The 22647-nt window shown below is 43.4% G+C and carries 22 protein-coding genes; 11 read left to right on the forward strand and 11 right to left on the reverse strand.

All coding sequences use genetic code 11. The features are described from left to right. Positions 1–94 precede the first annotated feature (94 nt). From vanT to IGK63_RS04355, 9 genes are all read right to left on the reverse strand, one after another. Positions 95–2197, reverse strand: coding sequence for a membrane-bound serine racemase VanT (vanT, locus tag IGK63_RS04315; protein WP_008377356.1), 2103 nt, complete (start codon positions 2195–2197; stop codon positions 95–97). Continuing rightward, positions 2194–2766 (reverse strand): D,D-carboxypeptidase/D,D-dipeptidase VanXY, encoded by a 573-nt coding sequence (gene vanXY / locus IGK63_RS04320; protein WP_008377360.1) that lies wholly within the window; start codon positions 2764–2766, stop codon positions 2194–2196. The genes vanT and vanXY overlap by 4 nt, the downstream gene beginning before the upstream one ends. Beyond that, positions 2763–3815, reverse strand: coding sequence for a D-alanine--D-serine ligase VanC (gene vanC / locus IGK63_RS04325; RefSeq protein WP_016613831.1), 1053 nt, complete (start codon positions 3813–3815; stop codon positions 2763–2765). The genes vanXY and vanC overlap by 4 nt, the downstream gene beginning before the upstream one ends. A 345-nt stretch (positions 3816–4160) precedes the next feature. Next, entirely contained in the window at positions 4161–4706 is a 546-nt protein-coding gene (locus IGK63_RS04330) for a TIGR01440 family protein (protein WP_008377364.1), read from the reverse strand. 5 nt (positions 4707–4711) lie between these two features. Continuing rightward, positions 4712–5191, reverse strand: coding sequence for an ECF transporter S component (locus tag IGK63_RS04335; protein ID WP_016613832.1), 480 nt, complete (start codon positions 5189–5191; stop codon positions 4712–4714). Continuing rightward, complete coding sequence (locus IGK63_RS04340; RefSeq protein ID WP_005237263.1) at positions 5188–5976, reverse strand: bifunctional hydroxymethylpyrimidine kinase/phosphomethylpyrimidine kinase; 789 nt, start codon at positions 5974–5976, stop codon at positions 5188–5190. Before IGK63_RS04340 ends, IGK63_RS04335 begins: the two co-directional genes overlap by 4 nt. Before the next feature lie 103 nt (positions 5977–6079). Next, entirely contained in the window at positions 6080–7606 is a 1527-nt protein-coding gene (gene zwf / locus IGK63_RS04345) for a glucose-6-phosphate dehydrogenase (RefSeq protein ID WP_008377369.1), read from the reverse strand. Positions 7607–7615: 9 nt separating this feature from the next. Further along, a complete protein-coding gene (locus tag IGK63_RS04350) occupies positions 7616–8263 on the reverse strand; it encodes a metal-dependent transcriptional regulator (RefSeq protein ID WP_008377371.1) in 648 nt (215 codons plus the stop codon). Between the two features lie 142 nt (positions 8264–8405). After that, positions 8406–9641, reverse strand: coding sequence for an aminopeptidase (locus IGK63_RS04355; RefSeq protein WP_005237260.1), 1236 nt, complete (start codon positions 9639–9641; stop codon positions 8406–8408). 231 nt (positions 9642–9872) lie between these two features. On the opposite strand from IGK63_RS04355, the gene IGK63_RS04360 reads away from it, so the two are divergent. After that, positions 9873–10448 carry a TetR/AcrR family transcriptional regulator gene (locus tag IGK63_RS04360; RefSeq protein WP_005228861.1) on the forward strand — a complete coding sequence of 192 codons (576 nt, stop codon included), beginning with the start codon at positions 9873–9875 and terminating at the stop codon, positions 10446–10448. A gap of 54 nt (positions 10449–10502) precedes the next feature. On the opposite strand, the gene IGK63_RS04365 is transcribed toward IGK63_RS04360, so the two are convergent. Next, the gene (locus IGK63_RS04365; RefSeq protein ID WP_005237258.1) at positions 10503–10949 is read right to left on the reverse strand and encodes a flavodoxin; all 447 of its coding nucleotides are present in this window, start codon (positions 10947–10949) and stop codon (positions 10503–10505) included. A 176-nt stretch (positions 10950–11125) separates the two neighbouring features. Here IGK63_RS04365 and map point away from each other — a divergent pair, with 176 nt between their 5' ends. The 8 genes from map (at position 11126) to IGK63_RS04405 (ending at position 19313) form a co-directional block, all read left to right on the forward strand. Then, a complete protein-coding gene (map, locus tag IGK63_RS04370; protein WP_005228863.1) occupies positions 11126–11890 on the forward strand; it encodes a type I methionyl aminopeptidase in 765 nt (254 codons plus the stop codon). 79 nt (positions 11891–11969) lie between these two features. Then, the gene (locus IGK63_RS04375) at positions 11970–12893 is read left to right on the forward strand and encodes a YihY/virulence factor BrkB family protein (RefSeq protein ID WP_005237256.1); all 924 of its coding nucleotides are present in this window, start codon (positions 11970–11972) and stop codon (positions 12891–12893) included. 19 nt (positions 12894–12912) lie between these two features. Further along, entirely contained in the window at positions 12913–14133 is a 1221-nt protein-coding gene (locus IGK63_RS04380; RefSeq protein WP_016613834.1) for a glycosyltransferase family 4 protein, read from the forward strand. A gap of 286 nt (positions 14134–14419) precedes the next feature. Further along, entirely contained in the window at positions 14420–15406 is a 987-nt protein-coding gene (locus tag IGK63_RS04385; protein WP_005237253.1) for an aldose epimerase family protein, read from the forward strand. A gap of 141 nt (positions 15407–15547) precedes the next feature. Then, positions 15548–15994 carry a CopY/TcrY family copper transport repressor gene (locus IGK63_RS04390; protein WP_034872472.1) on the forward strand — a complete coding sequence of 149 codons (447 nt, stop codon included), beginning with the start codon at positions 15548–15550 and terminating at the stop codon, positions 15992–15994. Between the two features lie 37 nt (positions 15995–16031). Beyond that, positions 16032–16241, forward strand: coding sequence for a copper chaperone CopZ (gene copZ, locus IGK63_RS04395; protein WP_005237251.1), 210 nt, complete (start codon positions 16032–16034; stop codon positions 16239–16241). A 118-nt stretch (positions 16242–16359) separates the two neighbouring features. After that, positions 16360–18684, forward strand: a complete 2325-nt coding sequence (locus IGK63_RS04400; protein WP_420657478.1) for a heavy metal translocating P-type ATPase — start codon at positions 16360–16362, stop codon at positions 18682–18684. Positions 18685–18785: 101 nt separating this feature from the next. Continuing rightward, on the forward strand, positions 18786–19313 hold the full coding sequence (locus IGK63_RS04405) for a type II toxin-antitoxin system Phd/YefM family antitoxin (RefSeq protein WP_005237249.1): 528 nt from the start codon (positions 18786–18788) through the stop codon (positions 19311–19313). A 160-nt stretch (positions 19314–19473) separates the two neighbouring features. On the opposite strand, the gene IGK63_RS04410 is transcribed toward IGK63_RS04405, so the two are convergent. Then, entirely contained in the window at positions 19474–20193 is a 720-nt protein-coding gene (locus IGK63_RS04410) for a DUF2087 domain-containing protein (protein WP_034872475.1), read from the reverse strand. Between the two features lie 178 nt (positions 20194–20371). Here IGK63_RS04410 and IGK63_RS04415 point away from each other — a divergent pair, with 178 nt between their 5' ends. Together IGK63_RS04415 and IGK63_RS04420 are read left to right on the forward strand one after the other, a co-directional pair. Further along, positions 20372–21541 carry a pyridoxal phosphate-dependent aminotransferase gene (locus IGK63_RS04415; RefSeq protein ID WP_005237247.1) on the forward strand — a complete coding sequence of 390 codons (1170 nt, stop codon included), beginning with the start codon at positions 20372–20374 and terminating at the stop codon, positions 21539–21541. 187 nt (positions 21542–21728) lie between these two features. Next, positions 21729–22637: a phosphate ABC transporter substrate-binding protein PstS family protein gene (locus tag IGK63_RS04420; protein ID WP_016608721.1), complete on the forward strand. Its 909-nt coding sequence runs from the start codon at positions 21729–21731 to the stop codon at positions 22635–22637. The last annotated feature ends 10 nt before the right edge of the window (positions 22638–22647 follow it).

The following is a 22647-nucleotide window of genomic DNA, read 5'->3' on the forward strand; positions in this document are numbered from 1 at the left end:
GATTCACTCCAACTATCTACGATCTTTTTTCATTTAAACTACCATTTACTCTACACCCATCATACCGTAATCGGTAAGCGAATGCATTCGTTTTCTACTTTGAACTAGAGGTGATGCGGGAACCTAGGCGGCTGATCAATTCATTGGTAATGGTTTGTGCTTGATCAGCGGTAGTCGTCCAATCGCTGATTACTTCGAGCGAACTTTCGACCGCCAGTTCTGGATAGTCCGTTAAATCGATCAAGAGCATATCCATACAAACCAACCCAATCTGCGGGAGTAAAGCACCTTGATAAGAAAGCTGGAACCCTTGGTTTGATAGGGCACGTGGAACCCCGTCGCAGTAGCCGATGCTAACGATCCCGATCGTGGCTGGTCGATCAAAAACAGTGCCTAATCCATAGCCGATCGCTTCACCAGCGGCAACTGTTTTTTTGTCTACCAGTAAGGCTTTGAGTGTCAAAATCGGCTGTATGTTTATCTTCTGCTTCGTTGGTTCGTTCGGGACGCTCAATGAACCAGTTAGAAGAATACCTGGACGTACATAATCATAGTGTTTCTCTGGGTAATTCAATATTCCGTAGCTGCTTTGCAGATGTGTCAGTCCATAGGCGATATTTTTAGCGGATAAGCCAGCCAACAGATCATCAAAACAAGTGATTTGGGCTTGTGTCCGCAAGATACTTGCCGTATCCAGCTGATCTGAAGAGCCTAGATGGGAAAAAATGCCCGTGATCTTGAGAGATGGCAAGGCGTAAAGTCCAGTAACTGTCTCAACATCAGGTGCAACGCCTAAGCGGTGCATACCAGTATCTACCGCTAAATGGCATTCGATCGGAATGCTTGTTTGGGCTAAAGCATGCCCATGGGCCTCACTAACGATGGTTGGAATCAAGGAATAATGTTTCAGCTCTTTGGCACGTTGGGCAGAAGTGTACCCTAAAATCAGTAAGCGACTTTTAATGCCAGCTCGCCGTAATTCGATGGCTTCTTCTATGGTGGCAACAGCAAAAAAATCGACGCCTACTCTTTCCAAGGTACGAGCGACCAATTGCGCATCGCAACCATAGGCATCTGCTTTAACCACCGCCATCACTTTTGTTGTGGATGGAATCACTCGTTTGATTTCCTGCAAGTTGTGCAACAGGGCGGGGGCTGAGAATTCTTTGGCTGCCCGCTGCAAGTGGAGCGGCGTTTTTTTCGGAAACGGCAACAGCTTTTGCAAAGCAAAGAGACCATGCACCACCCCAATGGTCAGTCCTAAGACCACCAAGAAATTGATCAGATTGTTTTGCAGCAAGGGTAGCTTTTGACTAAGAAAATGGGTTACTGCAATGGTATAAGGATGGAGCAAATAGAGCCAAAGGGACAGACGACCCGCTTGTTTCCAGATCATGGGTGCTTGCCATTGCTGAATGATCGGAAATAAAAACAAGAGAACGAAGGGCAAAAAGACATACATGCTGTCATGTTTAGGTGTAGTAAAGTGATGCAAGAGATAACTTTCCAAAAGCAAGCAAATAAGACTAATCATCAGATAACTATAGCGATGGGGAGAAGCAGGTTTTTTGGCAAATCTTCTGGCTAGTACCCCTAAGATCAAAAATAAGGGAGCAAAAAAAATGCCGTTGCGAGTTCCATCCAATAGTTGGAAAATCAGTGAATAGAGTGGCGTGATGGGTGTTTGTGCAGCCAGGCCAGACCAACTGTCCCCACCTAAACCAACCACATACAAACCGACAGCAATGAAAAACACCTGCTTGAAAGAAAGCCGTGTCAAGAGGCCCATCACTAGTAGACCGCCGGTAATGATCGCAGGAAAATACCAAAGATGGTAAAGAATGCCGTTGACTAGCAAAGTTTGAATAAAAGTGTCTAGTGGCATGTTCAATCCTAGTATGCCGCTGTACCAAGCAAGCGGCAAAAAGAGCAGTGTGGCAATGAGATAGACTTGCAGCTGTTTTTTGATAAATAACCAGATACGTTGTCTGGCAGGATAGCTGTTTTGGGTGGCTAAATCACTGAACACATAATACCCGCTGATCATAAAAAAGAAGGGGACGGCGATTCTGAAAAGAGTCAATGTGATCAGGATATCACCATTGGGCCACAATCGATGAAGGGGCAGACAGTGGATCGCCACCACCATCATCGCTAAAATCACCCGAAACTGCTCAATTCCTTGATTCTTCTTCATGCGAACTGCCTCGCGGTTTGTTCAAGATATTGATAGTATTCTTCCAATGTCCACTGTTGACTGGCGATGATTTGACTATGAGGCAGACCGACATAACGAAAATGCCATGGTTCATAGCCAATCCCTGTAATCTCCTGTTTGTCTGCGGGATAGCGTAAAATAAATCCGTAGTTCATCATTTCCTGTGTAAATAAATCCGCCGCTGCGCTGTCACGAAACCGTGGGCAGATCAAATCACCTTGCTGGCCTTTTAAACCAACATCGATCGCTAAGCCTAACTGATGCTCGCTGCAGCCGGGCAACGCCACAAATTGTTTCGTATAGGCTAATCCATTTTCTTTTAAGGAATATTCCCATAAATGCCGTTGCTGCTTTTCGGTTCGATAGCCGTCTAATAAGCAGATCTCGTTTTCAAGTTTTAAGGCTTTGACGAGGCGTTCCCATTGTTTGGCTGCTTCAGGCTGCAAGTAAACTTCTTCTTCACTAAAAGCAGCAAGGACGAGGTGGGGCGGCTCTTGGTTTTTTTCTAATGGAAACTCTTTGCTAACTAACTGTAGATAGGGATTCATTTGCCTTCCTCCTTTGCTAAGACAAGCAGTTTTTGTAGTAGTTCTTGATAGGATAAGCCGATTGCTGCCATCATGGCAGGATAGCGGGAGTGACTAGTAAAGCCCGGCATAGTATTGATTTCATTCAAGTATAGTTCTCCTTGATCCGTGACAAAAAAGTCGATGCGAGCAAGTCCTTTAAGACCAAGACTGTGATAGAGCAGCTGAGCTTGTTCTTTGACCTTGGTTTCAATCGTTTCAGGCAATGGTGCAGGAACGGTGATCTTGGCGCTAATCAACTGGTACTTTTCTTCAAAATCGAAAAAGCCTTCTACTAATGAAATAGCGTCACAAGCACCGACAGTCAAAGAGTCGTTGCCTAAGATACCGCAACCAATCTCAACGCCAGCTATATTTTTTTGTAAGAGCACTGCTGAACAATAAGCGAAGGCTTCCTTCAAGGCAGGAGCAATTTCTTCGACACAAGTCACTTTTGTGATCCCTTTTGAGGAGCCCGCTTCATTAGGCTTAAAGAAAACCGGAAAGTCATGGGTCTGGATAAAGGCTTCGATTTGTCTTTGCTGGTTGTCTTGATTTGTCAAGAGAATCGTAGGAGCGCTTTGTACGCCAATCGCTTCTGCTGCTTGATGCAATAACCATTTGTTCATACATAATGCGGAGGCCGCCACACCGCAGCCTACATAAGGTAGTTTCATCAATTCAAACAATCCTTGGATACTGCCATCTTCCCCGTATTTGCCATGCATAATGGGAAATAAAACATCAGGTACCAACGTTTGTTGCTCTTCACTTAGCCAAAAGCCGTTTCCTTCAAAAAGCGGCTGGATTTTCTGTTTATGTTTCGTATCCAACAGCCACGTGTCTTGTCGGATGTTTTCCAGTTCTCCTGTGTACAAATACCAATCCATAGCATCTGGGGCGATCCCGATCAAAGAGAGGTCGTAATCATAGGGAGATGATTGGAGTGCTTCGATTGCGCTAGTTGCTGAGGCTAAAGAAACGGTGTATTCCGATGAATTGCCTCCAAAAATAATGGCGATTTTTTTCATATTTTTCTTCCTTCCACTTTTCGATTCTTGCTACATTCAGTCTATCAAGGAAAGAAAAAAGAAATTTACGGGCTTACTGGTATCTTTCTTTTCTTTTTGTGATGAAATTGTGACGAATTTATGACAAAAGGAAGGCGACAGCTGTCGCTCTTTTTACGCAAGAAAGGAAACAGAATTTGAAGTAGAAAAAGCTGCCATAAGATGGAGCGGAGAAAATAGTGAAAGGAGAGCACATTTAAGGAAGGAAAGGAGAGGCAATAGCAGGAACGTTGACACAAAAAAAGCACGCCGAAGCATGCTTTTTCCTTTTGAAGATGGTTTTTCGCTCATTATACGATTCGCTTATTATGCGTAATGAGCACGAGGACCACCGATATATTTGGGCCGTGATCCCAGAGCTGTGACATGGGCAGCGCCAAGGGTCTTGATAGAGGGACGGATCGGGATTTGAACATGTTTGACATGCATGCCGATCGCTGTGTCACCAATATCGATGCCAGCTTTTGCCACTATGTGCTCCACTTCAATAGGCTCATCGAACAGCTGGAAAGCCGCAACTGAGCAAGCACCGCCTGCATGCAGCTGGGGCACTACTGCGACTTCTTCTAATTGATATAGTCGAGCCGTTTCACGCTCAACGGCTAAAGCCCGATTGAGGTGTTCACAGCCTTGAACGGCTAAATGAATATTTTTGGGACGCAAAATCGCTCGTAGTGTTTCAACGATAACCATGCCTACTTCTTGACTGGAATTTTTGCCAATCAAGCCACCAACCACTTCACTTGTTGAACAGCCGAGAACAAAAAGATCATTTTCATCAACGTTCGCTGTCGTAATGACTTCTTCAACGATTGTAGTTAAATCCGTTTTTAATTGATTGATATCTGTCATGAGAATCACCTTTCATTTAAAGAAAACTTTTTCGTGCGGCGTAAGGCATGGATCAGCGGTAAAGCAACGATGCTGCCAAAGACCGTTTGGATCAAATTACTTGGAACTGAGGCGATCCCTGCCCCTAAACCGAATAGTAAAACTGTTGCTGCTGCATAGCCGGCAATCATGATCAAGCTGCCAACAATAACGGCTGCTAGTGGTCGATGATTCATTCTACCCACGATCCAGCCTTGTACACCATGGATCACAATGGAAAAGAAGGCCCATTCAGGATAGCCTGATAGAAAATCAATGATGCCACCGCTCATTCCGCCTACGAAGGCCCCGGCGCTAGGTCCGAACAAAAGGGCCGAGATATAGATCCCTGCTTCACATAAGGTCACAAAGCCCTTCGTTTGTGGAACAGGAATGATAAAGGTCAAAGAAAGTGCACAGGTAAGTGCCGTCAGCATAGCGATCATGGTTAGGTTTCTTACTTTCATAGGTGTTCCTCCTTTTTAAAATAGGCGAGCTGATTGACGTTGCCAGAGGTTCCTAAAGGCAGACCGTCTTCGATCCCTGCCCAAACAAATGCTTTTGCGGTTTGGATAGCTGCTTCCAACGAAGTGCCTTTAGCAAGCATTGCGGCAATCGCTGATGAGAGGGTACAGCCAGCACCGTTGGTTGTGGTTCGCGTACTTTTTTCTGCCTCAAAAACGGTAAATTGTCCTTCTTGATACAAAACATCATAGGCTGTTTCCCCAGTTAGTCGACTGCCACCTTTGATCAGAACATTTGGGGCACCAAGCGCATGGATTTTTTTTGCCGCCGTTTTCATCTCTGCTAAAGAGGTAATGCTTTGTCCAGATAAGTGTTGTGCTTCGAGCAGATTAGGTGTCACTAATGCTGTGTAAGGAAACAATGAGATCAATCCTGCTTGATAGGAGTGGTTAAAGGCAGTATCTCCTTCTTTAAAGGCAAGAACTGGATCGAGCACGATCGGTCCGGTAAATGTTTGTAAAAAATCCCGCAGCAATTCAATGATGGCCGTTTGGTGAAGCAGCCCGATTTTGATTGCATCTAGGGATACGACCGAGCGCAGTGAATCCAGCTGTGCTTGGATCACAGGCTCAGGGAGATCATGGAACATAAGATCATCCTTGATGGCGACCACACATGTTAATAGGGCATGGCCAAACACCCCGAATTCCTCAAATGTTTTCAAATCAGCCGTCATGCCGCCACCTGCCAAACTGTCGAGACCGGCGATCGATAAGACTTGTTTCATGTCTGCTGCTCCTTTCGTTTCTCATTTCTTTCTATTATAAACAGTCGGTAAAAAAGAAAAACGGCCAATTGGATGTTTTTTCCTCATCCAATTGACCATTTGCTTATTTCTCATTTAGTAAATCTCGCTCACGATACCATTCATCGGGGCGCCAGATCCATTCAAAACCATCGGCAGCTAAGAGATCATAGGCAGCTTGGGGTCCCATCGTTCCTGCGGCATAGTTTGGAAAATCAGGTGTTTCTTGGTCCCAAGCGTGACGGATCACATCAACGATGCGCCAAGATTGGGCAACTTCATCCCAATGGGTAAAGTTAGTGCCATCCCCATTCAAAGCATCTAAAATCAATTTTTCGTAGGCTTCAGGGGTGTTTTCGACGATTTCAGTACTATTCCGATAATCTAGCTTCACTGGCAATGTCTCAAACCCTTGGCCAATTTCTTTTCCATTCAAGGAAAGAGAGAAGCCTTCTGTCGGTTGAATGTAGATTGTCAGCACATTCGGTGCCAAACTCTCGTTTTGCTTTTGTTCATTCAGGTCTTGCTTAAAGACATTGACAGGGACTTGTTTAAAGACAATGTTGATTCGAGTGCCTTTTTCCGTCAAGCGTTTCCCGGTTCGTACATAGAAAGGTACGCCGGACCAGCGGAAGTTGTCGATCAAGAATTTTCCAGCAACGAAGGTTTCAGTTGCCGATTCTTCATCGACATTGGCTTCTTCTCGGTAGCCAGCAAATTCCTTATCTTCTAATTGCCCTTTGGCGTATTGACCACGAACGAAGTGTTGTTTCACTTCTTCTTCGGAGTAAATACGGATCGCATTTAAGGCTTTGATTTTTTCCGTCCGTAATTCTTTTTCAGAAAAAGCCACTGGCGGTTCCATGGCTAATAAGGAAAGGATCTGCAGAATATGGTTTTGGACCATATCTTTCAAGGCGCCGCTCTTATCATAATACCCACCGCGTTCTTCAACACCTAAGTTTTCTGCGATATTGATCTGAACATTGTCAATGTACCGATTGTTCCACATCGACTCAAAAATGTTATTGGCAAAACGAATCGCAGAAATGTTTTGGATCATTTCTTTTCCTAAATAATGATCGATCCGGTAGATTTCTTGCTCTGTAAAGACTTGATTGATCTCTTCATTCAATTCTTTTGCTGAGTCGTAGTCGCTTCCAAATGGTTTTTCGATGATCACTCGATGGTAGCCGTCAGTATCCAGCATTCCTTGGGATTTCAAGTGAGAAACGATCGTCCCAAAGAAATTAGGGGACATTGCTAAGTAAAAAATCTGATTGCCTTCTAAATGGTATTTCTGATCTAAGGTTTCCGCCAAATCCTTTAATGAATCATAATGACTCGTATCTGTTACATCATGTGATTGGTAGTAGAAATGAGAAGCGAATGTCTCTGCTTGCTCTTGTGAGTCGCTCAATTCTTTGATCGTACCTATTACTACTTCACGATAGTGTTCATCCGACCAAGGACGGCGAGCAGTACCGATGACTGCAAAATCTTCTTTCAAATCGCCTTTTTTGTACAACCGAAACAAAGAAGGGTATAGTTTGCGTTGGGCAAGGTCGCCCGTACCGCCAAAAATCGTAAAAAGGACCTTTTTTTCCATCATCTTCACTCCTTACAGTTTATCAACAAAAATCGTGCTGGCGGCTTTGTAGCTGACAGCAATTTCTTTTGTGTCATTTTTGATCGTAATCGGACCCTCGTATGCTGCCGCATCGATGATCTCGTATTCTTCATGAATATTCAATTGGATCGAAACAAGGTAATCCAGCAGTTCTCGTTCATCAAGGACACGGGCGATACGAATCTTGGTTCCTACCGGGTAGGAACTCATGGTGTTTTTTTCGCCTTCGTGAATGAGTTCTCCTTGTTCGGGGATCATTCCGCCATGTGGGCAATACCGAGGATGATCAAGGTAGGCTTCTAAGCGGCTCGCCAGTGTTTCCGAGGTGACGTGTTCTAAAACTTCTGCGTCATCATGAACTTCATTCCATGAGTAATGCAGGTGCTCCACAAGAAAGACTTCCCATAAACGATGCTTGCGGATCAGAGCACTTGCAGAAGCTAAACCAGTTTCAGTCAACTGTACCCCTTGATAAGGTGAATGTTCCACTAAGCCTTCTTTTAATAATTTTGAAATCATTTCACTTACTGAAGCTGCTGAGACGTCCAGACCTGACACGATTTGTTTGTTATTGATTTTCTTTTGGTCACCACCAAGCTCCAAGATGAGCTTTAAATAATCTTCACGATTTGGTGTCATCGGATCCATCCTCTCTTATCAAAGACTATCAAAGTAGATTTTATCAAAAAATCCGGCTGATTACTACGAAAAAACCCGCCGGTTTCCAATATTCTATGTAAAAGAAGGCCGAGGGGAGCAACTCCACCTCAGCCTTTTTTTATTAAGCCCAGTCACCATTGCGAAAGACAGGAATCGTGGTGCCATCTTCTCTGATGCCATCGATGGACATTTGGTCAGAGCCAACCATGAAATCTACGTGGGTTTGGCTGCGGTTCAAACCAGCAGCTGCCAGTTCTTCTTCACTCATCTCAGTGCCGCCTTGCAAGCTGAAGGCATAAGCGGATCCTAAAGCCAAGTGGTTTGAGGCATTTTCATCGAACAACGTATTGAAGAAGATGATGCCGGATTGTGAGATAGGGGAAGGATCAGGAACTAATGCGACTTCACCTAAAGATTTTGCTCCTTCATCGATTGCTAGCAGTTTGCCTAACACTTCTTCGCCCTGTTCCGCAGAAAAGTCCACGACTTTGCCGTCTTTGAAGGTGAACTTCATCCCAGAGATGATGGTGCCTGCGTAGCTCAATGGTTTCGTACTTGAAATATAGCCATCGATGCGACGATTATCTGGGGCAGTAAAGACTTCTTCTGTTGGCATGTTCGCCATGAATTTTTCATTGCGGGTATTGTAACTGCCAGCACCTTCCCACAAGTGGTTTTTAGGCAAACCGATGATCAAATCGGTACCAGGTGCCGTATAGTGCAGAGCACTGAATTGTTCTTTGTTTAATTCTTCGGCTTTAACTTGCAAGGTTTCATCGTGTTTTTTCCAAGCTGCGACAGGATCTTCTTCATAGATACGCGTCGTTTTGAAAATTTGATCCCAAAGCTTGTCTTGTGCTTCTTCAGGGGAAGCATCAGGGAATACTTTTTGAGCCCAATCTTGACCAGCCGCCGCAACCACAGTCCAGCTGACTTTGTTGGCTTGTGTTGCTTGCCGCAATTTCATCATCGCTTTACCAGAAGCTGCTTGGAAGGTTGCCACTCGGTCTGAGTCGACGCCCGCTAACGCATCTGGATTCGCGGAAACGACACTGATACGGCTGGCACCTTTTTCAACCCAGTCTTCCGTTTGATCAATTTTGTGCTGAGGAATCGTAGACAAACGATCTTCGGCCGCATGAGTCAGAAATTCTTTTTGGATCTCATCGTCGGTCCATTGGACGATTACTTCGTCTGCACCTAATTCATACGCTTTTTTCGTTAATAGGCGAGCTAAAGGTGCTTGGTCCACGGCGATTTGGATGACGATCGTGTGCCCTTTTTGGACATTTACGCCAACTTCAGTGATCAGTTGGGCATATTTTTCAAGGTTCTGATTAAAGTTTGGTAAAACCATTAAAATTCCTCCATTTATTCTAAATTTATAACTGTCTTCATGATAGCACTAAGTATTTTTGAAAACAAACGAAAAAGTGAGCAAAAAAACAGTGGTCTTCAAATTGAAAAACTGGAAACACTAAGGGCAATAATTATAAAAGTTTTTTTGCAAACTTAAAAAAACATGATACAATAAGTAAAAGGTATTTCTGAAAGCGATGTATAGCAGAATTAAGGAGATTAAAAAATTATGGCAAGAAAGAAAACTATTACTAGAGACCAGATTTTAAAAGCTGCCTATGAAGTTGTCGCAACCGAAGGATTTACACGTTTTACCGCACGCAATATCGCAGCGAAGATGAAATGTTCAACGCAACCGATCTACTTAGAATTTAAAAATATGGATGACTTAAAAAATGCATTGATCAATCAGATTTACGACTACTTAGCGACAGAAGTTTTTCCAGTTGAAAGACGGGGAGATGTCATCGTTGACTTAACGCTAAATTATATTGGCTTTGCAAATAAAGAAAAACGATTATACCGAGCGCTATACTTAGAAGAGCATGGTGGTGGGGATTCCATGCAACAGTTTTCATTTGACCTTTTTGTGAAATCAGTGAAAAAAGAACCAAAATATCAAGATCTATCTGATGTAAAATTACAATCTTTGCACACCGGTGTCTGGATCGTCGCTACCGGCTTAGCGGCATTGATGTCTTCGGGAATCATTCATCCGACAGAAGATCAGATTGCTAAGCTGATGACGGAAACCACCGATAATATTTTAGCAAGAGAAACCCCCATCGATATCAGTTATCATTAAGCAAACAATAAACCTCTGACAGAATCAATTGATTTTGTCAGAGGTTTTCTTGTTTTATTCAGCGAATGCTTCTGCTAGTTTTTTGGCAAAGGCTTCTAAGTTTTGAATATCGTCTTCTTCTGCAGCCAAGTCAACTTTGACGCTGTCAGCTCCTTTTGTCGCACCAGTTTTGCTAAAGGCGGCTTCAAAGTCGTCAACCGATTTACAAAAGTCATCATAAAAAGTATCACCGGAGCCGCAGACTCCAAAGATTTTGCCGCTTAAATCAAGTTCTTGCAAATCTTCATAAAAATCGACGATCTCATCCGGTAGCTCCCCGTCTCCATATGTATACGTTGCGACGATACAGATATCGGCATCTTCAAAGTCATCTGCATCCACTTGGGTACACTCATTCATTTCTACTTCCATGTCAAGATTTTCAAGGGCTTCAGAAACGATATCCGCAATTTCTTCCGTATTCCCCGTCATGCTTGCATAGACGATTTTTGCTAAAGCCATGGGCTTTTTCCTCCAATCTCATTCCTATTCTCAAGGAAAACTCTCTTACAGATTATAGCAAATGCACGAAAGTTTGAAAACAAAACTTGAAAAACTCTTTACAATGTCTGTGAATTTTGTAAAATAAGGGATTTCTATGGTAAAATAAGAGGAATTTAATTAAGGGAGACGAGAACATGATTACATTAAAATCTGCCAGAGAAATTGACCGCATGGCCGAATCCGGCGCGCTGTTAGCAGATGTCCACAAACAATTACGCAGTTTCATCAAACCAGGTATCACGAGTTGGGATATCGAAGTGTTTGTCAGAGATTATATTGAAAGCCACGGCGGCATCGCTGCCCAAATTGGTTTTGAAGATTACAAATATGCCACTTGCTGCAGTATCAATGATGAGATTTGTCACGGGTTTCCTCGAAAAAAACCATTGAAAGACGGCGATCTAATCAAAGTCGACATGTGTATTGATTTAAAAGGCGCCATTTCTGATTCTTGTTGGAGTTATGTCGTAGGGAACTCGACGCCTGAGATTGATCGATTAATGGAAGTAACCAAAAAAGCATTGTATCTAGGAATCGAACAAGCGCAAGTGGGCAACCGAATCGGTGACATCGGTCATGCCATTCAAACCTATGCGGAAAAAGAAGGGTACGGGGTTGTGCGTGATTTCGTAGGACACGGCATTGGCCCAACGATCCATGAAAGTCCGATGATCCCTCACTACGGAGAAGCCGGCAAAGGGTTACGTTTAAAAGAAGGAATGGTCATTACCATCGAACCTATGATCAATACAGGGACGTGGAAAATGAAAATGGACCCTAATGGCTGGACCGCCTATACTCTAGATGGTGGCTTAAGCTGCCAATATGAACATAGTTTGGCGATCACCAAAGAAGGTCCGAGAATTTTAACTTCTCAAGGAGAAGAAGGAACCTACTAAATTTTATAAGTAGGAGACTTCTGGTTGTTACGTATGACAAAGAAAAAAAGGCAGATGATTCGCTGGCGGAGGAAGAAACATGAAAATCGTTGATAAAGTAAAAAGCAATCAAAAGCTGATGCGTTTCATCGAAACGACGCAAAATAGAATAACTGATTCAGAAATGGGGACCACTTCGGTCGTCGTGGCCTACTATTTATTGCTTTCACTTTTCCCGTTAATGATTGCGCTGGGGAATCTTTTGCCTTATTTATCAATTGATCCGAACACGGTTTTATCTTATGTACAGGAATTGATCCCGAATCAAATCTATGATTTTATCGGCCCAGCGATCGAAAACCTCCTCACCACAAGCTCTGGCGGACTGTTATCGATCTCCGCCTTGGCTGCGTTGTGGTCTGCGAGTCAAAGTATCAATGCCTTGCAAATTGCGATGAACAAAGCCTTCGGTGTGGACCAGCGTTCCAATTTTATCGTGGTGCGCGCAGTATCATTTGTGATCATCCTGCTCTTTATGATTGCGATCGTTGGTGTTACGATGGTATTTGGGCTTGGAAAAATCATTCTTGATTTTTTGCAGCCGATTTTTAAGTTTCAAGACAATCTGATCGATACGTTCCAAACAGTCAAATGGCCAGTCACGATCGTTGCTTTGCTGTTTATCATGATGCTGATCTATTGGTTAGTGCCTAATGCAAAGGTCAAGTTGCGTTCGACTTTGCCGGGGGCGATCTTTGCAACGATTGGCTGGATGTTGCTGTCACAAGTGTTTGGCTTATACGCCCGTTACTTTGCTGCTAAAATCATTGGCTATCAAATTATTGGAAGTTTTATTGTTTTAATGATCTGGTTGAATCTTGCTGCGACGATTATTATCTTGGGTGGAATCATCAACGCAGTGGTAGAAGAGTATGTATCAGGACAAGAGATCAAAGAACGAACAGATCCTGTTCAGCGGATTTCTTCGAAAATCGAAGATACATTTACCAATAAAGAGAAATAACGGAAAGCGAGAATAAACGATGGATTTTGCATTCAAATTTGTAATGCGCTTATTTATAACAATGATCGTGTCTTTAATCCTAACACCGATCATTAAATTGATCTCTTTTAAGATCGGCGCAGTCGATCGACCAGGAGATCGCCGAATCAATACCAAAACAATGCCGACCGCAGGGGGATTAAGCATCTTCCTCTCCTTCTCTTTTGCATTGCTTTGGGAATTTCGCGCAATGATTCCCTTTGACTACGTCTGGCCGATGCTTTTAGGGGCAGCTATCGTCGTAGTTACTGGATTATTGGATGATATCTTCGAGTTGACCCCTATGCAAAAAACGCTAGGCTTGACGTTAGCGGCTTTGGAGATCTATTTTGTTGCCGGCATCAAAATCAGTACGGTTTCGATCCCTTATCTCGGGGTTTTTGATTTGGGCTGGCTTGGATTGCCTATGACGATCTTGTGGATTTTGGCGATCACAAATGCGGTCAACTTGATTGATGGTTTGGACGGTCTAGCGAGTGGGGTCTCCATTATCAGTCTGACGACCATTGGGATCATCAGTTATTTCTTTTTACCAAATTCAGTTGAAGTACCAATGGTGATCTTTACATTAATTGCCGCAATCGTTGGTTTTTTTCCTTACAATTTTTATCCAGCTACGATTTTTTTAGGGGATACTGGGGCACTTTTTCTAGGTTTTATGATCTCCGTCTTATCGTTGCAAGGGTTAAAAAATGCGACCTTCATTACAGTGATCACCCCGATGTTGATTTTAGGGGTACCGATCACTGATACCGTCTATGCCATGATTCGTAGAAAATTCAATAAGCAAAAGATCTCATCAGCGGATAAAATGCACTTGCATCACCGCTTACTTTCCTTAGGGTTTACCCATCGAGGAACAGTTTTGACGATCTATGCCTTGGCAATGGTATTTTCATTTATTGCATTATTGATGAATTATGCCAGCAACACAGCAATCATTTTACTGATCATCAGTACAGGCTTCGGCATTGAATTGTTTATCGAATTGATTGGTTTGGTTGGAGAAAATCGTCAACCATTGATGTGCGCACTGAAATTCCTTGGAAACCGTCGATTCAGGCAAAAAGTCCTCATGGCACGTGCGGAAAAAAGACAAGACAAGCAAGAAGAGGAAAGCGAGGATTTGGCTTCCAGTGCTTCTCAAATCAAAGAAAAGCGACGAAAGAGAAAACATTACCAAGCAAAACACAAAAAATAAACGATACAATTGCGGCATAGGAGCCCAACAGGCGAAGCGAATGTGATTGATTATTGAAGAAAAGACAGGAGCAGCCAGCGCTTCTCCTAGTACTTTCTCTCACGATCAGCTGACCATGATTCAATCAACCAGTTGGGCATTCTTGCCGCTTTTTATTTGTGTGAAGACGGCCCGGCATAAAATGAATGACTACTGAATCCGTCCGTCTTGAATTGACGGATCTAGCCCTTAACGGCTATACTTAAAAAGAGTAGCAGACTAAACAAAGAAAGAAGGATATGAACGAATGCCAAATGTGAAACAAACGACCTCAGAAAAAATGGGAACGATTTATGAGCTTTCCAATGATAGCGGTACCATCGTAAGGCTGAGTCCCGAAGGCGCACGCTTATTGGATTGGGTCGTTCCAGTAGAAGAAGGCCGCGACATTGTGGTCGGTTATGATACGATCGAAGGACATCGCCAAGCACGCTATTATGGTGCAACGATCGGTCCAGTAGCGGGAAGGATCGCAGGTACCCGCTTTGAGGTTGAGGGGCAAGAATACCAAACGGAGGACAATGATGGCGGCAATACGCTTCATGGTGGTTCAAAGGGGCTTGACACGGATATCTGGATCGCTGAAACTTTTGAGGAAGCAGACAGAGCCGGCGTGATTTTTACTACCTCACGACAAGATGGCGACGGCGGCTTTCCAGGAAATGTTCGTTATCAAGTCACCTATACGTTGACTAATGTCAATGAACTATTGCTTGCATATGACGCTAACACAGACAAAGCGACTTTATTTAACCCAACGAACCACGGTTATTTCAATTTGACAGGTGATACCCAACAGCCGATCGATGACCACTTGGTTCAAATCAATGCCGAACATGTGGCTGAAACGAACGATGACGTGACGACCACCGGTGAAAAAACGCCTGTCGCAGGCACAAAGTTTGATTTTAGACAAGAACGCCCAATGGGAACGACCATGTTGGATGATCCATTCTTATTGGATCATGAGCAAGAGTGGGATCTGAAAGTAACCAGTCCCGATCAAAAAGTGCAGCTGACTGTTACTACTGACCGTCCTGCTGTTGTTATTTACACAACAGGTGAGGGAGAAGCTGGGGCCCCAATGAAGACCGGTCCTTTTGCCAAACATGGCGGGATGGCGATCGAAACACAAGGTGTTCCTGGCTCTGAGAAATTCACCCACTTTGGTGAGATCGTGCTGCGCCCAGAAGAACCCTTCCACTCTGTGACGACGTATCAGGTCCACTTTTAAACGTTGGAACCAAACCATTTTTAACGAAATAGAAAAAAGCATTGCCAAAATGCAGAAAGTTTGGCGATGCTTTTTTTTGACAAAATACGATTACAGATGTAAACTTAAAAATGTGAATCAGTTATGAAAGGAAGTGGACAAATGCAATCAGTGGTCGAACCAATCAAAATCAGCGATTCTGAATGGGAAGTCATGCGTGTGATTTGGACATTGGGCCAATCCGATGCGAAAGAGATCACCGCTTTGTTAAGCGAAAATAAAAATTGGAAAGCAGCGACAGTCAAAACGCTTTTAGGACGACTTGTTAAAAAAGGCGTATTGAAAACAGAAAGCCAAGGGAAAAAGTTTGTTTACTCGCCACTTGTTTCAGAAGAAGCCACTGTTCGCAGTGCAGTTGAGAATCTTTTTTCTCATATTTGTGCCAAAAAAGTCGGACAAACATTAGCAGAAATGATCCAAGAAGCAGCATTGACGGCAGAAGATTTGGCGATGCTCCAAGCAGCAGTCGACCAAAAAGTGCCAGTAGCAGCGATTTCGTGTAATTGTATTCCTGGTCAGTGCCAATGCAAAACCCATGCAACAAAATAAGTAGCCAACAAACTGTTAAAAGAAATGAGGAATAGTAATGAAAAAAAATATGCAAATCAGCGGAATGAATTGCGCCCATTGTGCCGCAAAAGTTGAAAAAGCCTTAAATGAAGTACCGGGTGTGAAAAAAGCTAAAGTCGACTTGAAAAAAGCTCGTGGGACGGTCAAATTTGACGAGTCGCAAGTGACAGAAACAGCCTTAATCAGTGCAATAACTGAAGCTGGTTATCAAGGTGTTTTTGAATAAGCGATGCAAACGCTAAAGTGATAAGGAGAAAAATCTAGAAAGTCCAGCCGCTTGAAGCTTTTGTATGAAGGCGCAAGACTGTACGGATATTCAGTGAAATAGGAAGGGGAATACTAGGATGAATCAGAAAAAAACGTCACCTGCAGACAATCGTCAGACGTCAAGCCATCATAGGCATGAACCTAGGAATGAGCAGGATAATAAAGGGCAAGAAGGACTCACACACCCACAGGCGGAGGAAGTCCCTGAGCCCCGAAGCCATGAGATGAATGGGGTGGATCATCAAGGGGCGACATCAAAACTGCAGGAGCATGAAAGCGCCGATAGTAACCATGCTCACATGGATCATGAGGTTTCCAGTATGGACCATAGCCACATGGATCATGAGATGTCTGGCATGGATCACAGCCACATGGATCATGAGATGTCTGGCATGGATCACAGTCATATGGATCATGAGATGTCTGGTATGGATCATAGTATGCATATGGGAAATTTTAAGCAAAAGTTTTGGCTATCCTTGGTTTTGGCGATTCCAATCGTCATTTTATCACCAATGATGGGTATCGAATTGCCCTTTCAGTTCACGTTTCCCGGCTCAGATTGGGTTGTATTGATTTTAGGAACGATCCTGTTTTTCTATGGGGGGCAGCCGTTTTTAAGTGGTGCAAAAATGGAATTGAAACAAAAAAGCCCAGCCATGATGACTTTGATTGCTATGGGGATCACGGTTTCTTATTTTTATAGTCTTTACGCGTTTATCGCTAATCATTTTCTTGCTGTTCCTCATGTAATGGATTTCTTCTGGGAACTAGCGACTCTGATCGTGATCATGTTGTTGGGGCATTGGATCGAGATGAATGCCGTTTCTAATGCCGGCAATGCATTACAGAAATTAGCAGAACTGTTGCCAAAAGAAGTGATTCGGAAAAATGCAGATGGATCAGAAGAACAGATTCCATTAGAAGAAGTGACCAACAAAACACAGCTGATCGTTCGCTCAGGAGATAAGATTCCTACAGACGGAACGATTCTTGAAGGGGAAACAACGATCGATGAGTCGGCAGTTACCGGTGAATCCAGACGGGTACCTAAAACCATCGGCAGTACTGTCATTGGAGGATCTGTCAACGGCAATGGTACCATTACGATGGAAGTCACAGGGACTGGCGAAGACAGCTATTTGGCAAAAGTCATGGAAATGGTACGAAAAGCCCAAGCTGATAAATCCCGCTTAGAAGCACTTTCGGACAAAGTGGCGAAATGGTTGTTCTATATCGCCTTAGTTGCTGGTGTTTTGGCCTTTGCTGTATGGCTGTTTGTTGCTGACCTACCGACTGCTCTTGATCGAATGGTCACGGTATTCGTCATTGCCTGTCCCCATGCGTTAGGCCTAGCGATTCCCCTCGTCGTGGCTCGTTCAACATCGATCGCTGCCAAAAACGGCTTGCTCTTAAAAAATCGCAACGCACTGGAGAATGCGCATCATGTTGATTATCTGATCCTCGATAAGACCGGTACGTTAACAGAAGGAACGTTTACCGTAACTGGCATCGAGGCGACAGGCAGCCTTTCTGCATCAGAAGTACTAGCTTACCTAGCAGGTCTTGAGAAAACCGCCAATCATCCGATCGCAGAAGGCATTTTAGCCCAAGCAGAAAAGGAAAACATCACAGCCAAAAAGGCGACTGATGTTCAAACAAGGACGGGTATTGGCCTGGAAGGCGTAATCGATGGACAAAAGTGGTTGATCGTCAATCAAAAAGGATTGGAGCAATTAACCATCCAGTATCAAGGGAAATCCTTGAAAAATTATCAAGAGCAGGGCAATACCATTAGCTATTTGGTTCATGACGGCAAAGTGGAAGGAATCGTCGCATTAGGGGATAAGGTGAAACCAGAAGCGAGTCAATTTATTCAAAAAGTGAAAGACTTAGGCATCACGCCAGTTATGGCTACTGGGGACAACCAAGAAGCGGCGCAAGCCGTAGCCGATTACCTAGGAATCGAAGCCTTCCATGCGGCAATGTTACCAGACGATAAAGAACGTCTAGTCAGTGACTATGTCAAAGAGGGCAAGCGCGTCGTAATGGTAGGCGATGGGATCAATGACGCCCCAAGTCTTGCAAGAGCGACGATCGGGATTGCGATCGGAGCTGGAACCGATGTAGCGATCGATTCAGCCGATGTCGTTTTGACGAATAGCGAACCTCAAGACATCTTGCACTTCTTGACTTTGGCGAAAAAAACAAGGCGCAAGATGATTCAAAATCTCTGGTGGGGCGCAGGATACAATATTTTTGCTATTCCTTTGGCAGCTGGCGTGCTCGCACCAATCGGGATCATTTTGAACCCAGCAGTCGGAGCTGTCTTGATGTCTATGAGTACGATCATCGTTGCCATCAATGCAATGACCTTATCAATCGAAAAAAGCGGCGATTAGCCGCTTTTTTGTTTCTTTTCCTAGGAGCAGTGAAATACCTCTATAATCTGCTTCTGGATTTATGCTATAATGTGTTCGTTGAGACAAGGAGGACGTTGATTATGGAACTGAAGAAGTTGGATGTTCCCACTACTTCAATTACTGAAGTAAAAAAATCTCCGATGGATGTATTTAATCAAGCGCGAGAAGCAGGAACAGCAGTATATGTATTCAATCGTGAAAAAGTGGCGGGGGTCATGTTGACACAAGAGCAGTACGAAACGTTATTGCAGGAATTAGATTATTTGCGTCAGCGACCGCTGATGGAAGAAGAGCCTGAACAGCCGCCAGTGGCAGGGCTAGAAGAATTCTTACAAATCATGCGGCAAGCACTGATCACCGGTGCCAGCATCTCGGCAAAAAATTTAGATGAGCGGATGGTGGCGTTAGGCTTCATCACTCGTAAAACAGGTTTTGGCGGTGTCGTCGACATGGTGAACGAATTGAAAGAAACAGGCAAGATTGTTTATCAGTTGCGCAAAAAACAAGACGGCAAATCAGTGACTGCTGAAGTCATTGGGGAACAAGACAATCAAACGCAATTATTTGATAAATTGATCATCAAAAAAATCTTTCTAAAAGAAAAATAAACGCTGGAACTTGTCCCAGCGTTTCAGACAGTAGACAAAGTACGGGTGTTTTCGTACTTTGTCTTTTTTTGTAAAAAACTGGAGCTTGTTAACTTATCAAAACTGTGAAAGATACTGTCCATCCAACCAACAAAAATTCCATCCAACTACAGACTGGGTTTTAAGTCAGCCAGTAAGTTTTCCCGTCTTTCGTCCGTTGCATAAATCCATACTCGATCAAATATCGTCGGACAGTGACATAATCGGTGATCGCTTGTTTTAATACATCGTTTACGGCAGCTTCTGAATAATTTTTCTTCGGATCAAATTTTTGTGCCAGCACACTTAAGACAACGATCTTGCGCTTTTCTTTGCTCGGAAACTGTTTGATAAACCCCGCTTCATCAAAATAAGTAGCAATGATCTTTTCTCTTTCACTAGCCGTAATGGCATAGCGATCATCAAGCATCGTCGCCCCTTTGTGAGGCGGCAGCAACGGGGTTTCTTGCAACAAGGACATGATACTTAGAAAAACAGTCGCTTGTCGCTGCTTTTCTTTTAGCTTAAAGCGATGATTCCTGACAGTCGAAGAAGAGATACCTAAGCGCTGGGCAATCACAGTATCGCTAACATCTTGGGCAAACAGTTGTAAAATCTCCTGCTGGCTTTCTGATAAGCCTGTTTGTTCTTTGGGTAAAGCCAATAATGCGGATAAAACGGTTCCGTGATGCTCAGTGATATGTTGTATCATTCGTTTTTTTGCCGTAAAAAAGGCGCCGTCAACGGGATAGATTTCTTCTTTGTCGAAGGTCTCCTGACAAAATACGCAACAATAATCCGTTGTTGTTTCGACATATCCTTGCTGATAATCAGAAATGGTAAACTCTTGATAAGGTTTCATTTTGGGTTCTCCTTTTTTTGTTTGATTATATACTAACATAAAATTTTTTTGTTTGTAAATAAGCAAACGGAATTGTGGTTATTAGATTAATTTCATCCGTTGCTTAAAATTGTCGCCTTTTTGTGTTAGGATTAACAACAATAGCGAATGAATTTGCTTAATTCAAAGGAGTGATACTATGGCAGACGTAAGCCAACGCTTCAATCACGAAGTGTACAATATAGCTGTTTCATTGATTCGTAAATTTGATGAACGGGTTTCTTCAATTCCTGATATTTTAAAGTTAACGTTAGGCGAGCCGGATTTTAACACACCAGAGCACGTGAAAAAATCGGGTGTCCAAGCAATCGAACAAAATTTTAGCCACTATTCTGGAATGGCCGGCTTAGCAGATGTTCGGCAAGCAGCCAGCCTCTTTTTGAAAAATAAATATCAGCTTGATTACGACTTTCAATCAGAAGTATTAGTGACGATCGGTGCAACGGAAGCAATCTCAGCTTCTTTATTAGCCACGTTGGAACCTGGCGATAAAGTTCTCCTACCGGCACCAATTTATCCAGGCTATGAACCAGTCATCCATTTAGCCCATGCCCAACCGATCTATCTTGATACGACGGACAATGACTTTGTTTTAGCGCCAGAAGTTTTGGAAGCAGCCTTAAAAGAGCATGGGGAGCAAGTCAAGGCAGTCATTTTGAATTATCCTAGCAATCCAACAGGGGTCGTTTATACCCGAGAACAAGTCAAAGCATTGGCGGAGGTTTTAGAAAAATACCCCGTTTTTGTTATTAGCGATGAAATTTATAGTGAGTTGACTTATGATGAAACCCATGTGTCCATTGCTGAATACTTGCGGGATCAAACGATCGTGATCAATGGCTTGTCGAAATCTCACGCGATGACTGGGTGGCGCGTCGGCTTCATTTTTGCACCAGAAGCGTTGACTGCTCAGATCATTAAGGTCCACCAATACTTAGTGACTGCGGCATCAACGATTTCTCAAAAAGCCGCAGTGCGGGCATTGATCGAAGGCATCAATGATGCAGAAGTCATGAAAGCCGATTACCGTGAACGCCGAGATTACTTGTTTGAAAAGATGACTGCCCTTGGTTTTGACATGGCGAAGCCATCAGGTGCATTCTATATTTTTGCCAAAATACCAGCTGGTTTCAACCAAGATTCCATGGCTTTTTGTGTCGACTTAGCCGAAAAGAATCAATTAGCAATCATCCCGGGTATCGCCTTTGGTCCCGAAGCAGAAGGCTATGTTCGTTTAAGCTATGCGGCAAGTATGGAAAACTTGGTGGAAGCGATGGATCGCTTGACACGCTATATGCAAAGCAATTGATTCTACAAACGTTTCTTTCGTTTTTAGATAAAGTAAGCCCCCTCTGATGGATTCAGTGGGGGCTTTTATAGGCAATCGACGAACTTTACAAAAGATTTACATCGCTTTATCGATTCTTTACATGAAATCCATCAAGGGTTTACACCGCCTTGCTAAACTAAGCATATAACGAAAGGAGATTTACTAAATGAAAAAATTGGGACTTTTATTTTTTGCAACTGGTTTATTATTAGCTGGCTGTGGGAGCGGTGGCGCAAGCACTGAGAGCAGTCAAGCATCAGGCGGATCTTCATCAGGTGCCGCATCAAATGAAAATGTAGAAATTTTAGCGGTAGGCTCAACTGCATTGCAACCCTTGGTTGAAGCAGCAGGTGAAAGCTTCTCAGCAGACAATCCCAATTATACAATTACTGTTCAAGGTGGCGGTAGCGGAACTGGCTTAAGTCAAGTAGAAGCAGGCGCTGTGACGATCGGTAATTCCGATGTTTTTGCGGATGAAAAAGATGGTGTGGATGCCAGCAAATTAGTTGACCATAAAGTAGCTGTAGTTGGTATGGCACCAGTAGTGAATAAAGACGCAGGCGTTACGGATCTTAGCCAACAAGATTTAATCGATATCTTTACAGGCAAAGTGAAGAATTGGTCTGAACTAGGTGGAGCAGATCAAGAAATCTCTGTAATCAACCGCGCATCAGGCAGCGGTACGAGAGCGACCTTTGAAAAATGGGGCTTAGATGGTGCAGAGACGATCCAAACACAAGAACAAGATTCTTCTGGAACAGTCCGTAAAATCGTTGCTGAAACACCCGGAGCAATCAGCTACCTTGCTTTATCTTATTTAGATGATTCAATCCAAGCGCTATCTCTTGATGGGGTAGAAGCGACCCCTGAAAATATTGCAGATAACAAATGGCCAATCTGGTCTTACGAGCATATGTACACGAATGGTGAACCAGATGCTAACGTCAAAGCCTTTCTTGATTACATCATGACAGACGATGTCCAACAAGGAATCGTTATCGAATTAGGATACTTGCCAATCACTGATATGAAAGTAGAACGCAGTGTAGACGGCGAAGTAACGAATGTTGAATAGTGAAATGAAT

This window comes from Enterococcus sp. AZ040, assembly GCF_050499185.1.
Taxonomy (GTDB): Bacteria; Bacillota; Bacilli; order Lactobacillales; family Enterococcaceae; genus Enterococcus_D; species Enterococcus_D entomosocium.

Excerpts from the sequence above, each read along its gene's own strand:
- vanT (WP_008377356.1), bottom strand. The coding sequence starts at position 2,197 with ATGAAGAAGAATCAAGGAATTGAGCAGTTTCGGGTGATTTTAGCGATG.
- vanXY (WP_008377360.1), bottom strand. The coding sequence starts at position 2,766 with ATGAATCCCTATCTACAGTTAGTTAGCAAAGAGTTTCCATTAGAAAAA.
- vanC (WP_016613831.1), bottom strand. The coding sequence starts at position 3,815 with ATGAAAAAAATCGCCATTATTTTTGGAGGCAATTCATCGGAATACACC.
- IGK63_RS04330 (WP_008377364.1), bottom strand. The coding sequence starts at position 4,706 with ATGACAGATATCAATCAATTAAAAACGGATTTAACTACAATCGTTGAA.
- IGK63_RS04335 (WP_016613832.1), bottom strand. The coding sequence starts at position 5,191 with ATGAAAGTAAGAAACCTAACCATGATCGCTATGCTGACGGCACTTACC.
- IGK63_RS04340 (WP_005237263.1), bottom strand. The coding sequence starts at position 5,976 with ATGAAACAAGTCTTATCGATCGCCGGTCTCGACAGTTTGGCAGGTGGC.
- zwf (WP_008377369.1), bottom strand. The coding sequence starts at position 7,606 with ATGATGGAAAAAAAGGTCCTTTTTACGATTTTTGGCGGTACGGGCGAC.
- IGK63_RS04350 (WP_008377371.1), bottom strand. The coding sequence starts at position 8,263 with ATGACACCAAATCGTGAAGATTATTTAAAGCTCATCTTGGAGCTTGGT.
- IGK63_RS04355 (WP_005237260.1), bottom strand. The coding sequence starts at position 9,641 with ATGGTTTTACCAAACTTTAATCAGAACCTTGAAAAATATGCCCAACTG.
- IGK63_RS04360 (WP_005228861.1), top strand. The coding sequence starts at position 9,873 with ATGGCAAGAAAGAAAACTATTACTAGAGACCAGATTTTAAAAGCTGCC.
- IGK63_RS04365 (WP_005237258.1), bottom strand. The coding sequence starts at position 10,949 with ATGGCTTTAGCAAAAATCGTCTATGCAAGCATGACGGGGAATACGGAA.
- map (WP_005228863.1), top strand. The coding sequence starts at position 11,126 with ATGATTACATTAAAATCTGCCAGAGAAATTGACCGCATGGCCGAATCC.
- IGK63_RS04375 (WP_005237256.1), top strand. The coding sequence starts at position 11,970 with ATGAAAATCGTTGATAAAGTAAAAAGCAATCAAAAGCTGATGCGTTTC.
- IGK63_RS04380 (WP_016613834.1), top strand. The coding sequence starts at position 12,913 with ATGGATTTTGCATTCAAATTTGTAATGCGCTTATTTATAACAATGATC.
- IGK63_RS04385 (WP_005237253.1), top strand. The coding sequence starts at position 14,420 with ATGCCAAATGTGAAACAAACGACCTCAGAAAAAATGGGAACGATTTAT.
- IGK63_RS04390 (WP_034872472.1), top strand. The coding sequence starts at position 15,548 with ATGCAATCAGTGGTCGAACCAATCAAAATCAGCGATTCTGAATGGGAA.
- copZ (WP_005237251.1), top strand. The coding sequence starts at position 16,032 with ATGAAAAAAAATATGCAAATCAGCGGAATGAATTGCGCCCATTGTGCC.
- IGK63_RS04400 (WP_420657478.1), top strand. The coding sequence starts at position 16,360 with ATGAATCAGAAAAAAACGTCACCTGCAGACAATCGTCAGACGTCAAGC.
- IGK63_RS04405 (WP_005237249.1), top strand. The coding sequence starts at position 18,786 with ATGGAACTGAAGAAGTTGGATGTTCCCACTACTTCAATTACTGAAGTA.
- IGK63_RS04410 (WP_034872475.1), bottom strand. The coding sequence starts at position 20,193 with ATGAAACCTTATCAAGAGTTTACCATTTCTGATTATCAGCAAGGATAT.
- IGK63_RS04415 (WP_005237247.1), top strand. The coding sequence starts at position 20,372 with ATGGCAGACGTAAGCCAACGCTTCAATCACGAAGTGTACAATATAGCT.
- IGK63_RS04420 (WP_016608721.1), top strand. The coding sequence starts at position 21,729 with ATGAAAAAATTGGGACTTTTATTTTTTGCAACTGGTTTATTATTAGCT.